Annotated in this window: 14 protein-coding genes; 11 read left to right on the top strand and 3 right to left on the bottom strand. The window is 59.5% G+C overall.

Features of this window, described 5'->3' with window-relative positions:
- Nucleotides 1-11: 11 nt before the first annotated feature.
- The 5 genes from lpdA (at nucleotide 12) to EPZ47_RS20955 (ending at nucleotide 6,432) form a co-directional block, all read left to right on the top strand.
- Complete coding sequence (lpdA, locus tag EPZ47_RS20975) at nucleotides 12-1,448, top strand: dihydrolipoyl dehydrogenase (RefSeq protein ID WP_135846547.1); 1,437 nt, start codon at nucleotides 12-14, stop codon at nucleotides 1,446-1,448.
- A gap of 196 nt (nucleotides 1,449-1,644) precedes the next feature.
- On the top strand, nucleotides 1,645-2,811 hold the full coding sequence (gene sucC, locus EPZ47_RS20970) for an ADP-forming succinate--CoA ligase subunit beta (protein ID WP_007919879.1): 1,167 nt from the start codon (nucleotides 1,645-1,647) through the stop codon (nucleotides 2,809-2,811).
- On the top strand, nucleotides 2,811-3,695 hold the full coding sequence (gene sucD / locus EPZ47_RS20965; RefSeq protein ID WP_003179236.1) for a succinate--CoA ligase subunit alpha: 885 nt from the start codon (nucleotides 2,811-2,813) through the stop codon (nucleotides 3,693-3,695). Before sucC ends, sucD begins: the two co-directional genes overlap by 1 nt.
- A gap of 412 nt (nucleotides 3,696-4,107) precedes the next feature.
- The gene (gene brnQ, locus EPZ47_RS20960) at nucleotides 4,108-5,421 is read left to right on the top strand and encodes a branched-chain amino acid transport system II carrier protein (protein ID WP_135846546.1); all 1,314 of its coding nucleotides are present in this window, start codon (nucleotides 4,108-4,110) and stop codon (nucleotides 5,419-5,421) included.
- 273 nt (nucleotides 5,422-5,694) lie between these two features.
- Nucleotides 5,695-6,432 (top strand): DUF599 domain-containing protein, encoded by a 738-nt coding sequence (locus EPZ47_RS20955; RefSeq protein ID WP_135846545.1) that lies wholly within the window; start codon nucleotides 5,695-5,697, stop codon nucleotides 6,430-6,432.
- 69 nt (nucleotides 6,433-6,501) lie between these two features.
- Here EPZ47_RS20955 and EPZ47_RS20950 read toward each other — a convergent pair whose 3' ends face one another.
- Entirely contained in the window at nucleotides 6,502-6,753 is a 252-nt protein-coding gene (locus EPZ47_RS20950; protein ID WP_135846544.1) for a hypothetical protein, read from the bottom strand.
- A 157-nt stretch (nucleotides 6,754-6,910) separates the two neighbouring features.
- Between EPZ47_RS20950 and EPZ47_RS20945 the strand changes: the two genes are divergently transcribed.
- From EPZ47_RS20945 to EPZ47_RS20930, 4 genes are all read left to right on the top strand, one after another.
- Nucleotides 6,911-7,387: a PaaI family thioesterase gene (locus EPZ47_RS20945; protein WP_135846543.1), complete on the top strand. Its 477-nt coding sequence runs from the start codon at nucleotides 6,911-6,913 to the stop codon at nucleotides 7,385-7,387.
- On the top strand, nucleotides 7,384-7,845 hold the full coding sequence (locus EPZ47_RS20940) for a PaaI family thioesterase (RefSeq protein ID WP_135846542.1): 462 nt from the start codon (nucleotides 7,384-7,386) through the stop codon (nucleotides 7,843-7,845). Before EPZ47_RS20945 ends, EPZ47_RS20940 begins: the two co-directional genes overlap by 4 nt.
- An 87-nt stretch (nucleotides 7,846-7,932) precedes the next feature.
- Complete coding sequence (gene htpG, locus EPZ47_RS20935; RefSeq protein ID WP_135846541.1) at nucleotides 7,933-9,837, top strand: molecular chaperone HtpG; 1,905 nt, start codon at nucleotides 7,933-7,935, stop codon at nucleotides 9,835-9,837.
- 69 nt (nucleotides 9,838-9,906) lie between these two features.
- Nucleotides 9,907-10,635, top strand: coding sequence for a dienelactone hydrolase family protein (locus tag EPZ47_RS20930; protein WP_135846540.1), 729 nt, complete (start codon nucleotides 9,907-9,909; stop codon nucleotides 10,633-10,635).
- Nucleotides 10,636-10,796: 161 nt separating this feature from the next.
- Here the strand turns inward: EPZ47_RS20930 and EPZ47_RS20925 are convergent, their stop codons facing one another.
- Nucleotides 10,797-11,657, bottom strand: coding sequence for a pirin family protein (locus EPZ47_RS20925; RefSeq protein WP_135846539.1), 861 nt, complete (start codon nucleotides 11,655-11,657; stop codon nucleotides 10,797-10,799).
- A 120-nt stretch (nucleotides 11,658-11,777) separates the two neighbouring features.
- Between EPZ47_RS20925 and EPZ47_RS20920 the strand changes: the two genes are divergently transcribed.
- Complete coding sequence (locus EPZ47_RS20920; protein WP_178084324.1) at nucleotides 11,778-12,794, top strand: amidohydrolase family protein; 1,017 nt, start codon at nucleotides 11,778-11,780, stop codon at nucleotides 12,792-12,794.
- A gap of 211 nt (nucleotides 12,795-13,005) precedes the next feature.
- Entirely contained in the window at nucleotides 13,006-13,470 is a 465-nt protein-coding gene (locus EPZ47_RS20915) for a DUF3859 domain-containing protein (RefSeq protein WP_135846537.1), read from the top strand.
- A gap of 131 nt (nucleotides 13,471-13,601) precedes the next feature.
- Here EPZ47_RS20915 and fabB read toward each other — a convergent pair whose 3' ends face one another.
- Complete coding sequence (fabB, locus tag EPZ47_RS20910; RefSeq protein WP_135846536.1) at nucleotides 13,602-14,822, bottom strand: beta-ketoacyl-ACP synthase I; 1,221 nt, start codon at nucleotides 14,820-14,822, stop codon at nucleotides 13,602-13,604.
- Nucleotides 14,823-14,827: the final 5 nt, after the last annotated feature.

Here is a 14,827-nt window from a genome sequence, read left to right as displayed (position 1 = left end):
AGGAATGACTCATGACTCAGAAATTCGACGTGGTAGTGATTGGTGCGGGCCCTGGCGGCTACGTAGCAGCCATCAAGGCTGCGCAACTTGGCCTTAGCACTGCCTGCATCGAGAAATACACCGATGGCGAGGGCAAACTGGCCCTGGGCGGTACCTGCCTGAACGTCGGTTGCATTCCATCCAAGGCGCTGCTGGACAGCTCCTGGAAGTACAAGGAAGCGAAAGAAAGCTTCAACGTCCATGGTATCTCCACCGGCGAAGTCAAGATGGACGTCGCAGCGATGGTTGGCCGCAAGGCTGGCATCGTCAAGAACCTGACCAGCGGTGTTGCCACCCTGTTCAAGGCTAACGGCGTGACCTCGATCCAGGGCCACGGCAAGCTGCTGGCCGGCAAGAAAGTCGAAGTCACCAAGCCGGACGGTTCGGTTGAAGTGATCGAAGCCGAGAACGTGATCCTGGCTCCAGGCTCGCGTCCGATCGATATTCCACCGGCTCCGGTCGATCAGAACGTGATCGTCGATTCGACGGGCGCCCTGGAATTCCAGACCGTGCCAAAACGCCTGGGCGTGATCGGCGCTGGCGTAATCGGCCTCGAGCTGGGTTCGGTATGGTCGCGCCTGGGTGCGCAAGTGACCGTGCTGGAAGCCCTCGACACCTTCCTGATGGCCGCTGACACCGCGGTTTCCAAGGAAGCGCTGAAAACCCTGACCAAGCAAGGCCTGGACATCAAGTTGGGCGCTCGCGTGACCGGTTCCAAGGTCAACGGCGAAGAAGTCGTGGTGAACTACACCGACACCAATGGCGAGCAGACCATCACGTTCGACAAGCTGATCGTTGCGGTCGGCCGCCGTCCGGTGACCACCGACCTGCTGGCTGCCGACAGCGGCGTGGTGATCGACGAACGTGGTTTCATCCACGTCGATGACCAGTGCGCTACCGCCGTCCCGGGCGTCTTCGCCATCGGTGACGTGGTACGCGGCATGATGCTGGCGCACAAGGCGTCCGAAGAAGGCATCATGGTTGTCGAGCGCATCAAGGGCCACAAAGCCCAGATGAACTACGACCTGATCCCATCGGTTATCTACACCCACCCGGAAATCGCATGGGTCGGTAAAACCGAGCAGGCCTTGAAAGCCGAAGGCGTTGAAGTTAACGTCGGCACCTTCCCGTTCGCCGCCAGTGGCCGTGCCATGGCAGCCAACGATACCGGTGGTTTCGTGAAAGTGATCGCCGATGCCAAGACGGATCGCGTATTGGGCGTTCACGTCATTGGTCCAAGCGCTGCCGAGCTGGTACAGCAAGGCGCGATCGGTATGGAATTCGGCACCAGCGCTGAAGATCTGGGCATGATGGTCTTCTCCCATCCGACCCTGTCTGAAGCCTTGCACGAAGCGGCCCTGGCCGTAAATGGCGGCGCCATCCACGTGGCCAACCGCAAGAAGCGTTAATAGACAATAAGAAACCACGGCGGTATGGCCCGTCGTGAGCCTTGCGAGCAAGACTCACCGCGGAATATCCGCTGGACGCAGCCTTGCGTAGCCGAACCGGTTAACTGGAACGCTACGCAAGCAGCAGTCACAGGTGGTGCGGCACCAGAACGGTGCAGCACCGAATGCGCAGTACCTAACGAAGACGGTAATAAGCATGAATCTTCACGAGTATCAGGGTAAGCAGCTGTTCGCTGAGTACGGCCTGCCAGTATCCACCGGCTACGCGGTAGACACCCCGGAAGCGGCAGCAGAAGCTTGCGACAAAATCGGCGGCAGCGAATGGGTTGTCAAAGCCCAGGTTCACGCCGGTGGTCGCGGTAAAGCGGGCGGCGTAAAGCTGGTTCGCAGCAAAGAAGACGCCAAAGCCTTCGCACAGCAGTGGCTGGGCAAGCGTCTGGTGACTTACCAGACTGACGCCAACGGTCAGCCAGTCACCAAGATCCTGGTTGAATCGTGCACTGATATCGCTAAAGAGCTGTACCTGGGCGCGGTCGTTGACCGTTCGAGCCGCCGCATCGTGTTCATGGCTTCCACCGAAGGTGGCGTGGACATCGAGAAAATCGCTCACGACACCCCTGAGAAAATCCTCAAGGCCACTATCGATCCACTGGTTGGCGCCCAGCCATTCCAGGGTCGCGAGCTGGCATTCCAGCTGGGCCTGGAAGGCAAGCAAGTTGCTCAGTTCGCCAAGATCTTCGTAGGTCTGGCCAAGCTGTTCAAGGATCACGACCTGGCGCTGCTGGAAGTGAACCCGCTGGTGATCAAGGCCGACGGCGATCTGCACTGCCTCGATGCCAAGATCAACATCGACGCCAACGCCATGTACCGTCAGCCTAAGCTGAAGACTTTCCACGATCCGTCGCAAGACGATCCGCGCGAAGCGCACGCTGCCAAGTTCGAACTGAACTACGTAGCCCTGGAAGGCAACATCGGCTGCATGGTCAACGGTGCTGGCCTGGCCATGGGTACCATGGACATCGTCAACCTGCATGGCGGCAAGCCAGCCAACTTCCTCGACGTGGGCGGCGGTGCTACCAAGGAACGCGTAACCGAAGCGTTCAAGATCATCCTGTCCGACACCAACGTCGCCGCAGTACTGGTCAACATCTTCGGCGGCATCGTTCGTTGCGACATGATTGCCGAAGGCATCATCGGCGCCGTGAAAGAAGTCGGCGTGAAAATCCCGGTTGTTGTTCGCCTCGAAGGCAACAACGCTGAGCTGGGCGCTAAAGTACTGGCAGAAAGCGGTTTGAACATCATCGCTGCTACCAGCCTGACCGACGCTGCTCAACAAGTCGTTAAAGCTGCGGAGGGCAAATAATGAGCGTCCTGATCAATAAAGACACCAAGGTTATCTGCCAGGGTATTACCGGTTCGCAAGGTAGTTTCCACACCCAGCAAGCCATCGAATACGGCACCAAGATGGTTGGCGGCGTAACTCCGGGCAAAGGCGGCACCGAGCACCTGGGCCTGCCTGTCTTCAACACTGTGAAAGACGCTGTAGCTGCCACTGGCGCCACCGCCAGCGTGATCTACGTTCCAGCTCCTTTCTGCAAGGATTCCATCCTTGAAGCAGCGTTCGGCGGCATCAAGCTGATCGTCTGCATCACCGAAGGCATCCCGACCATCGACATGCTGGAAGCCAAGGTCAAGTGCGACGAGCTGGGTATCACCCTGATCGGCCCTAACTGCCCAGGCGTGATCACTCCAGGCGAATGCAAGATCGGCATCATGCCAGGTCACATTCACTTGCCAGGCAAGGTCGGTATCGTTTCCCGTTCCGGCACCCTGACTTACGAAGCTGTGAAGCAGACCACTGACGCCGGTTTCGGTCAGTCGACTTGCGTCGGCATCGGCGGTGACCCGATCCCAGGTTCGAACTTCATCGACATCCTGAAGCTGTTCCAGGAAGACCCGAAGACCGAAGCGATCGTGATGATCGGTGAGATCGGCGGTTCGGCTGAAGAAGAAGCCGCTGCCTACATCAAGGCCAACGTGACCAAGCCGGTTGTTTCCTACATCGCTGGTGTGACTGCTCCTCCGGGCAAGCGCATGGGCCATGCGGGCGCAATCATCTCTGGCGGCAAAGGCACTGCAGACGAGAAATTCGCTGCACTGCAAGACGCAGGCGTGAAAACCGTGCGTTCGCTGGCAGACATCGGCAAGGCCCTGGCCGAGCTGACTGGCTGGGAAATGAAGAAGTAAGCTTCGGCTGACTTTTTTGTTCCAGCAACAAAGGCCACCTTCGGGTGGCCTTTGTCATTTCTGGCACTGTGGGAGCAAGGCTTGCCCGTGATGAAGACGACGCGGTTCCCGGGTAAACAAGGCGCCTGCATCACGGGCAAGCCTTGCTCCCACAGATAAATCCCCTTGCCACAGGACTCCACTCGGAAAAATAGATATGTAAACGCGACACGGAAATGTCGCGTATCGGATACTTCGCCCCTTAACAGTGCGTTTGTCGCTTAAATTCGTTAGGCTAGCAGCCATTTTTGCGACCGCTGCCCACAAGGAAGCGACGCGCTAAACGGGTCGATCTCATACGGATCGGCAGCATTTCCCTCTACCCTCGGGGAAATCCCTCTCTAAATTCCGATTCAGTAGTGTGGTTTCCTTAATGAAAGTGTTGAAAGGCCAGGACATCCTGGCGCTTGGTTTCATGACATTTGCCCTGTTCGTCGGGGCTGGCAATATCATTTTCCCGCCTATCGTCGGTTTGCAGTCCGGGCCTCATGTCTGGATGGCGGCGCTGGGCTTTCTGATCACCGCAGTCGGCCTGCCGGTCATCACCGTCGTTGCGTTGGCCAAGGTCGGTGGCGCGATGGATGCCCTGAGCAGCCCCATCGGCAAGGTCGCCGGTGGTTTGCTGGCAGCGGTGTGCTACCTGGCGGTCGGCCCGTTGTTTGCCACGCCGCGTACCGCCACCGTTTCGTTTGAAGTCGGCCTGGCGCCACTGACCGGCGAAAGCCCGCTGGCGCTGTTGCTCTACAGTGCGGTGTATTTCCTGCTGGTGTTCTTCATCTCGCTCTATCCGGGCCGCCTGCTGGACACCGTCGGGCGCTTCCTAGCGCCGCTGAAGATCATCGCCCTGGCCGTGCTGGGCATCGCCGCGTTTGCCTTGCCCGCCGGCGATATCGGCGTGGCGACACCTGAATACGTGGCGGCGCCGTTCTCCCAAGGCTTCATCAACGGTTACCTGACCATGGATACTCTGGGCGCTTTGGTGTTCGGTATCGTCATCGTCAACGCGATCCGTTCCCGGGGCGTCGAGTCGCCAGCCTTGATCACTCGCTACGCCATCATTGCCGGGCTGATTGCCGGGGTTGGTTTGGCCTTGGTCTACATCAGCCTGTTCCGCCTGGGGGCGGGCAGCCATGAAGTAGCGACGGGCGCGACCAACGGCGCCGCTGTGCTGCACGCTTACGTGCAACACACCTTCGGTAGCCTGGGCAGTGGTTTCCTCGCGGTGTTGATCTCCCTGGCATGCCTGGTGACCGCGGTCGGCTTGACTTGCGCCTGCGCCGAATACTTCAGCCGTGTCCTGCCACTGTCCTACAAGACTCTGGTGGTGATCCTGGCGGCGTTTTCGCTGCTGGTGTCCAATCTGGGCCTGACCAAGCTGATTGCCTTCTCTATTCCGGTCCTGACCGCGATCTACCCGCCATGCATCGCTCTGGTGGCCTTGAGCTTCTGCAAGGACTTCTGGCATGAACAGGGGCGCATTGTCGGTCCGGTGATGCTGGTGTCGTTCCTGTTTGGCCTGATCGATGCGCTCAAGGGTGCCGGTTTCGCGGATTGGATGCCGACGCAACTGGCCCACTTGCCGCTGAGCGAGCAGGGCCTGGCCTGGCTGGTGCCTTCGGTGATGACCCTGGCCGTGGCCGTGGTGTGTGATCGTCTGCTGGGCAAACGCAGCGAAGCCTTGGCTTAAGCCGCTACAGGCAGGTCCACCGGTTACAACCGAAATGCCCCGTATCAATCGATACGGGGCATTTTTTTTGAGTGCGGTGTCTTTTTCCGTGGGCTAACGTCGAAGCAGTGTCTTGAAAAGCTTACACAAAACCTTGTGGGAGCGGGCTTGCTCGCGAATACAGTGTGTCAAACGGCATATTTGTAGCTGATACACCGCATTCGCGAGCAAGCCCGCTCCCACAGGGTCCATTGCAAGTTGCCACAGCTTTGTTTTCGTCACACAGGAAATCGAATGTCATTCATCCAAGCCAACCTGATCCATCTGCTTGCCGCCGCCTGGTTCATCATCTGCTGGGGCGGCTACACCCGTTATGCCACCTGGAAGGCTCGCGACACCGCCTGCCTGGCCAGCGTGATGCACCTGTACCGCGAAGACTGGATGCGGCGCATGCTGCTGCGCGAGAACCGCATCGCCGATGCCAGCGTGATCGGTAACCTGGAGCGCAACGCGTCATTTTTCGCCTCCAGTACGCTGATTATCCTGGCCGGTATCCTGACGGTACTCGGGGCGTCTGATCGGGCGGTGTCGTTGCTGGCGGACCTGCCGATGGTGCAGCAGGCTTCCCAGGGGATGGCGGAGGTCAAGTTGCTGTGCCTGGCGCTGGTGTTTGTCTACGCGTTTTTCACCTTCAGTTGGTGTATGCGCCAATACAACTTCGCGGCGGTCCTGATCGGTTCGGCGCCGATGATCGGCGAGCGTCATGTCTCGGAGCAGGAGCGCAAGGCCTTTGCACTCAGGGCGGCGCGGGTGATTTCCATGGCGGCCAACCAGTTCAACTTCGGCCTGCGTTCTTATTATTTCGGCATGACCATGTTGGCGTGGTTCGTCAGCCCCTGGTTATTCATGCTGATGAGTGCGGGTGTGGTGTTTGTGTTGTATCAGCGCGAGTTTCACTCCGACGTGCTCGACGTCATGGTCTATACCCCGACGGAAGCGCCAGCGACTGAGGTTGGTAAAGAGGCCGCCTGATCGATCAGCTAAATCCCAGGCAAAAGAAAACCCGCACCAGGCGGGTTTCTTTTTGTCACTAAAACCGTATCAGTTGGTTTTAGGCGCGGTAGCAGGTGCTTCTTCCTTCGCAGCGGCTTCGTTCGATTCAGCCTGAGCTTTGGCGGCTTCGGCGTTTTCTTTCGCCGCGTCGTTCACTTTATCCTGTGCTTTGTTCATGTCTTGCTGAGCTTGCTCAGCGTGTTGGTTGGCATCTTGAGCTTTGTCCTCGGATTTTTTATCGCAGGCAGCGAGACCGAGGGAGGCGGCCAACATCAAGGCAATAGCAAAAGTCTTACGCATGGGGTGTTTCTCCTTATGGAAATAACTACTGGCCTTTTGAACGCCGGCCCGCGGATTAAGTTCCTGTTACGTAACAGATATATAACTTTGCACTGCGATGGAACTTTGTGGATCGCGCCTGTTGTCAGGTCTCGTCACTCACTGGAGCGTTAACCGAATGGCCGAAGACCCCGTTTTTGAGCGTGCGACACGCTTTTTATCCGCACTTAGGCATTGCCAGGTACTGGGCTTGAAACTGCACAGCGCCAGTCGCGATGGGCTGACCGTGATCCTGCCTTACAGCCCCCGGATCGTCGGGAACCCGCTCTCAGGCATTATTCACGGTGGCGCGTTGACCTCACTGATGGACACCGCCTGCGGGATGTCGACCCTGTGTGTGCTGCCGCAGTTCGAGGTTTGTCCGACCCTGGACCTGCGCATCGACTACATGCACGCTGCCGAACCCCACAAGGATGTCTACGGCTTCGCCCAATGCTACCGAGTCACCCCGGACGTGATCTTCAGCCGTGGTTTCGCCTATCAGGACGACCCGGAGCACCCCATTGCTCATGTAGTGGGCACCTTCATGCGCCTGGGCCAGCACGCCAGGGGCATCAAAACAGGCGGCCCGCAGGCTGCGGTGGACAAGCCATGAGCGATATCACCCAGGAACAACTGCGCCAAGCTTGCGAGCAAGGCGACTACGCGCTGCTGCTGGCCTCGATCCCCTATGCGCAACTCATTGGCGTGGAATGCTCACGCCAGGGCGATGGGCTGCTGTTTCGCCTGCCGGCCAACAAGGACAACATTGGTAATCCTTTATTGCCGGCGATCCATGGCGGGGTCATTGCCGGTTTCATGGAGCTGTCGGCTGCCGTTTATCTGCTGATCACCACGGGCGCGCCGGGCGTGCCAAAAATCATCGACTTCTCCCTGGATTACCTGCGCGCCGGGCAGTTTCGCGACACCTATGCCAAGTGCCAGGTCTGGCGCCAGGGCCGGCGGGTGGCCAACGTTGCGATCACCGCCTGGCAGGACGTCGAAGCCGAACCCATTGCCACCGCCCGGGCGCATTTCAAGATCCAGGAGCCCGCAAAAACCGCTGGCCCTTGAAATCATCATCGCTGCCCCCACCTTGAGGACATCCCGCCGCCAATCTCAGCGAGGCGGACACCACCATCCACTTGGAGTTTGATGACCATGAGCGTGGAAACTCAAAAGGAAACCCTGGGCTTCCAGACCGAGGTGAAGCAACTGCTGCACCTGATGATTCACTCGCTGTATTCGAATAAGGAAATTTTCCTTCGCGAGCTGATCTCGAACGCCTCTGACGCTGTCGACAAATTACGTTTCGAAGCCCTGTCCAAGCCAGAATTGCTGGAAGGCGGCGCTGAGCTGAAAATCCGTGTGAGCTTCGACAAGGATGCGAAAACCGTCACCCTCGAAGACAACGGCATCGGCATGAGCCGCGAAGAGGTGATCACGCACTTGGGCACCATCGCCAAGTCCGGCACCGCCGATTTCATGAAAAACCTCTCCGGCGACCAGAAGAAAGATTCCCACCTGATCGGTCAGTTCGGCGTTGGTTTCTATTCCGCGTTCATTGCTGCCGATCAGGTCGAAGTGTTCAGCCGCCGTGCCGGCCTCGCTGCGAGCGAAGGCGTGCATTGGTCGTCCAAGGGCGAGGGCGAGTTTGAAGTCGCTACCGTCGACAAGGCTGATCGCGGTACCCGCATCGTGCTGCACCTCAAGTCCGGTGAAGACGAGTTCGCCGATGGCTGGCGCCTGCGCAACATCATCAAGAAGTACTCCGACCACATCGCGCTGCCGATCGAGCTGCCGAAGGAAGTCAGCGCTGCCGAAGGCGAAGAAAAGCCGGAAGTGGAATGGGAAACCGTCAACCGCGCCAGTGCCTTGTGGACCCGTCCACGCACCGAAGTAAAGGACGAGGAATACCAGGAGTTCTACAAGCACATCGCCCACGACTACGAGAACCCGCTGAGCTGGAGCCATAACAAGGTCGAAGGCAAGCTGGAATACAACTCGCTGTTGTACGTGCCGGCCCGTGCACCGTTCGACCTGTACCAGCGCGAAGCGCCACGCGGCCTGAAACTGTACGTGCAGCGCGTGTTCGTGATGGACCAGGCTGAGTCGTTCCTGCCGCTGTATCTGCGCTTCATCAAGGGTGTGGTCGACTCCAACGACCTGTCCCTGAACGTTTCGCGGGAAATCCTGCAGAAAGACCCGATCATCGACTCCATGAAGTCGGCGCTGACCAAGCGTGTATTGGACATGCTGGAAAAACTGGCGAAGAACGAGCCGGATCAGTACAAGAGCTTCTGGAAGAATTTCGGCCAGGTAATGAAAGAAGGTCCGGCCGAGGACTTCGCCAACAAAGAGAAAATCGCCGGCCTGCTGCGCTTTGCGTCGACCCAGGGTGACGATGGCGAGCAAGTTGTGGGTCTGGCTGATTATCTGGGCCGCGCCAAGGAAGGTCAGGACAAGATCTACTACCTGACCGGTGAAACTTATGCACAGGTCAAGAACAGCCCGCACCTGGAAGTCTTCCGCAAGAAAGGCATCGAAGTGCTGCTGCTGACCGACCGCATCGACGAGTGGCTGATGAGCTACCTCAACGAGTTCGACGGCAAGAGCTTTGTCGACGTGGCGCGTGGTGACCTGGACCTCGGTAACCTGGATTCGGAAGAAGACAAGAAAGCCGCTGAAGAAGTCGCCAAGAGTAAGGAAGGCCTGGTTGAGCGGATCAAGACGGCCCTGGGCGATGCCGTCAGCGAAGTGCGGGTCTCGCACCGCCTGACCGACTCCCCGGCGATCCTGGCCATCGGTGAGCAGGACCTCGGCCTGCAGATGCGCCAGATCCTCGAAGCCAGTGGCCAGAAAGTCCCGGACTCCAAGCCGATCTTCGAATTCAACCCGGCTCACCCGCTGGTGGAAAAACTCGACAACGAGCAGAGCGAAGAGCGTTTCGGCGATCTGTCGCACATCCTGTTCGACCAGGCGGCCCTGGCGGCCGGCGACAGCCTGAAAGACCCGGCGGCGTATGTTCGCCGCCTGAACAAGCTGTTGGTTGAACTGTCAGCTTAATCAAGTGCAGGAAAAACCCGCTTCGGCGGGTTTTTTCATTTCTGGTGTTCGGTTCAAGAGGAGTCCGTCATGAGTCAGGTTACGGTTCGTTCGCTGGTCTATCAGATTGATGGCCAAACCTATGAAGGCCGGCTGGCCTTTGATATTAGCCAGCAGGGTTCGCGTCCGGGTTTGCTGATGGCGCCCAATTGGATGGGCGTAGGGGTGGGGGCCGAGGAGATCGCCAAGTCAGTGGCGGCCAACGGTTATGTCGTGTTGATTGCCGACCTGTACGGCCAGGCTGTGCGCCCGAGCAATGCCGATGAGGCCGGGGCGGCGATGATGCCGCTCAAGAACGACCGGGCGCTGTTGCGCAAACGCATGCAGGCGGCGCTCGAGCAGTTGCAGAATCAGCTCGATGCGCAGGTCGATGCGTCGAACCTCGCCACGTTCGGTTTCTGCTTCGGTGGCTGCTGTGCCCTGGAGTTGGCTCGTACCGGCGCTCCGCTGAAAGCCGCGATCTCGTTTCATGGCACCCTGGACACACCGAACCCGGCGGATGCCCGGAACATCAAGGGTTCAGTGTTGGTGATGCATGGCGCCTCCGATCCGTTGGTGCCGAAAGAGCAACTGCCGGCCTTCGAAGACGAAATGAACGCTGCCGGGGTGGATTGGCAACTGCTGAGCTACGGCGGCGCGGTGCATTCGTTCACCGATCCACAGGCCAACGTGCCGGGCAAGATGATGTACAACGCCAAGGTGGCCGGGCGAGCGTTCAGGTCGATGCATAATTTGTTGGGTGAGGTGTTCAAGGACTGAGTCTGGCTTTTGGGCTAAGTGTTTTCGGTGTCTGGGTTGGCCCCTTCGCGAGCAAGCCCGCTCCCACATTTGATCTCTGGCGAGCACAACATCTGTGAACGACACGATCCACTGTGGGAGCGGGCTTGCTCGCGAAGGGGGCGGCCGGGACAACTCTCAACTCAGGGCAACTCGATCCGCTCACTTTCCCCTGGCACGGTCGGCCAGTCCCCAGCCGCCCAGCGTCGACGGGCTTCATCGATCCGGGCCGGGTCGCTGGAGACGAAATTCCAGTTGATCCGTCGCGGTCCATCCAACGGCGCACCGCCGAACAGCACGGCATGACAATCACTGTCGGCACACAGTGTCAGTTCTTCCCCGGCCGGCAGTATCACCAGCGCGTGGGGTTCCAGCGGTTCACCTTCCAGTTGTGCCTCACCGCTCAGTACATACAGCGCTCGCTCTTCATGTTCGGTGGGAATCAGCAACGTCGTCGCGGTTTGCAGATTCAATTCGGCATAAAGCGTAGGAGACAGCACCGGAACCGGCGATTCCAGGCAAAAGCCAGACCCGGCGATCATGCGGATGCTCACACCCAGGTTCTCGCTCACCGGCAGGCTGTGTGCCGGATGATGGCTGTAATGCCCTGGACCCTGTTCGTGGGATTTGGGCGAGGCCAGCCAGACTTGCAACCCATGCATGACGAAGTCGCTGCCCAGCAGTGACTCGGGCGTACGCTCGACATGGGTAATGGCGCTGCCGGCGGTCATCCAACTGACGTCCCCGGCAGCCACCATCTGGTCGGAACCCAGGCTGTCCTTGTGCTGGAGCTTGCCTTCGAACAGGTAGGTGAGGGTGGACAGGCCGATGTGGGGATGCTGGCGGATGTTCATGCCTTTACCGGCTGGGTAGGCCGTTTTCAGCATGTGGTCGAAAAACACGAAAGGTCCGACGCTGCGGCACTTGGCGGACGGCAATGGGCGAAGAATCGGCTGGCCTTCGACGTCTTCGGCGCGGGGGCGAACGGTCAGGGGCGTGGTCATGGTGTCTTCCAGGGTGAACGGCGAATGGGCAAAGCATAACCCGTCGTCGCCAGCCGCGGCACATGCCGCTTGAACCCAGGCGGGACGGGCGGGGTCTACGCTGCTTATGGCCTTTGGAGACTGCCCGTGCCCCTGACCCGCCTGATCGTTGCCTGGCTGCTGGTTGTTTCCGGCAGCGGCGCCATGGCCCGCGAATATGCCTACAGCGATGCGCACCTGCATTACGTCGATTTTTTCCAGGAAACCGCCGGCATGCCCAAGCTGCTCAAGGCGATGGCGGACAATCGCGTTGAACATGTGATGATTTCCGGCGTTCCGGTCGCCAAGAAATGGCATGAGGATGAGCCCAAGCGCCCACGTTATTACGCCGGTGACGATGCGGACGCCTATTGGTACAGCGCCACCGACGTGATTGTCGCGGCGGCGGTGAGCAAATTGACCGCTGAACAACGCCAGCACTTCCATCCCTTCCTGTCGGGCTTCAACCCCAACGACAAGAACTCCGCCGCGCATATCCAGCGCATGCTCGATCTGTACCCGGGGCTGTGGCAAGGCATCGGCGAGGTGTTCACCCGCCATGACGACCTCACGGCGCTGACCTCGGGCGACACCCCGCGGGCCAACAACGAAGCGATGACGCGGATCTATCATTTGGCGGCCGAGAACGACCTGCCGGTGATACTGCATTCCAACATCACCTCCAAGCGTGAGAAAAATCCGCTGTACCTGGCCGAAATCGAAGAGCCGTTGCGCAATCACCCGCACACGCGCTTCATCTGGGCCCACGCCGGCACCAGTATGGAAATCCATCGCCACCAGACCCAGCTGGATTTTCTCTTGCCGACCCTGACCCGCATGCTCGAGTCCTATCCCAATTTGTACATAGACCTGTCCTGGAGTGTGCTCACGCCGTATCTGCTGGACGAGGCGGGCAAGCCTCGCGAGGCGTGGGTAAAACTGGTGGAGCGCTTCCCGGAGCGCTTTATGGTCGGGTCGGATGTGGTTGGGCGATTCAACAAGCTCGGTAAGGAATTGCACGGCTTCGATCCGTTCCTCGATGCCTTGCCGGAAGAGGTGGCGCGCAAGGTTGCACGGGATAATTTCCTGGCGGTGTTGCCTCGCACTGTCCCGAGATAGGAAAGACATTGTGGCGAGGGAGCTTGCTCCCGCTCGACTGCGCAGCAGTCGTCAAGGCCTTGGGGCTACTGCGTAGCCCAGCGGGAGCAAGCTCCCTCGCCACAGGTCAACCATGTCTGCGGGCTATTGGTGGCATGGCCAACACCGTTGTGTCATCAGCCTGTCACCCCCACGTCATACCCTCGCGCTCATCTCAATCAAGGAGCGCACTATGCACCTCACCCGTTCAAGCGCACTGGTCGCGCTGTTGTTGACCTGCGGCCTGGCCCAGGCAGAAGTCCGTGTCGAAGGCCCGGTGGAGTATGGCGTCTTCCAAGGGCCGCAAGCCGAGCTGCAATCGGGGGAGCGGGTCCTGCGTCGCAGCAACGAGCAGATCCGCCAGACCGAAAGCGTACCGGCCAAGCTGGGCACCAAGTTCGGCATGCGCTACCAGTTGGCGGGCAAGGTCGCAGATGACCAGCCGTTGACCCTGTTGTACTTCACACCTGGCATCCGCACCCCAGATGGCGTGCGCCACGATAAATTCGAAGTCATCCAGAAACTGGTGCCCGGCGCTCCCCAGGATGTCATGGCCTACGAATTCACCGAAAGCCACGAAGTGGTGCCGGGGGAGTGGCGGTTCATGGTGTTCCAGGGTGATCGGTTGCTGACGCAGCAGCGGTTTGTCGTGCGCTGAATTCCACCCACTGTAGACCTCATGTGGGAGCGAGCAAGCCCGCTCCCACAATGAACTCAGGTGTATTTGCCAGGCAAAAAAACGCCCCGAACCAGTCGGGGCGTTTTTTTGTGTGGCGTTAGCGGCGGGGCTTACTTGCCCTGCCAGCGCTTCAATACCAGGGTGGCGTTGGTGCCGCCGAAGCCGAAGCTGTTGCTCATCACGGTGTTGATGGTGGCATTTTCGCGAGTCTTGGTCAGGATTGGCAGGTCGGCCACTTCCGGATCCAGTTCGTCGATGTTGGCCGAACCGGCCATGAAGTTGCCTTCCATCATCAGCAGGCAGTAGATCGCTTCGTGAACGCCAGCGGCGCCCAGGGAGTGACCCGACAGACTCTTGGTGGAGCTGATGGCAGGGGCCTTGTCGCCGAACACTTCGCGCACACCTTTCATTTCCGCGACGTCGCCGACCGGAGTCGAGGTGCCGTGGGTGTTCAGGTAGTCGATCGGTGCATCAACGGTGGACATGGCCATTTGCATGCAACGTACGGCGCCTTCACCGCTTGGTGCGACCATGTCGTAGCCGTCGGAAGTGGCGCCGTAGCCGACGATTTCCGCGTAGATTTTGGCACCACGTGCCAGGGCGTGTTCCAGCTCCTCCACCACGACCATACCGCCACCGCCGGCGATGACGAAACCGTCACGGTCGGCATCGTAGGCGCGGGAAGCTTTTTCCGGTGTGTCGTTGCGCTTGCTGGACAGGGCGCCCATGGCGTCGAACAGGAACGACTGGCTCCAATGTTCTTCTTCACCGCCGCCGGCGAACACGATGTCCTGCTTGCCCATCTGGATCTGCTCGACCGCGTTACCGATGCAGTGAGCACTGGTGGCGCAGGCAGAGGAGATGGAGTAGTTCAGACCTTTGATCTTGAACGGCGTGGCCAGGCAGGCCGAAACGGTGCTGCCCATGGTCCGCGTGACGCGGTACGGGCCGACACGCTTGACGCCTTTTTCGCGCAGGATGTCCAGCGCTTCCATCTGGTTCAAGGTGGAGGCGCCGCCGGAGCCGGCGATCAGGCCGGTGCGCGGGTTGGACACTTGCTCTTCGGTCAGGCCGGAGTCAGCGATGGCGTCCTTCATGGCCAGGTAGGCGTAAGCCGCCGCATGGCCAACGAAACGATAGATCTTGCGATCGATCAGCTCTTCGAGGTTGAGGTCAATGGAGCCGGAAACCTGGCTACGCAGACCCATTTCGGCATATTCCGGGTTGAACCGGATGCCAGGGCGACTTGCACGCAGGTTAGCGGAGACGGTCTCTTTGTCATTGCCCAGGCACGAAACGATGCCCAGACCAGTGATAACGACGCGGCGCATGCGGA

The sequence above is a fragment of the Pseudomonas viciae genome (genome assembly GCF_004786035.1).
GTDB lineage: Bacteria > Pseudomonadota > Gammaproteobacteria > Pseudomonadales > Pseudomonadaceae > Aquipseudomonas > Aquipseudomonas viciae.
This window is presented reverse-complemented; position numbering and strand designations above follow the sequence as displayed.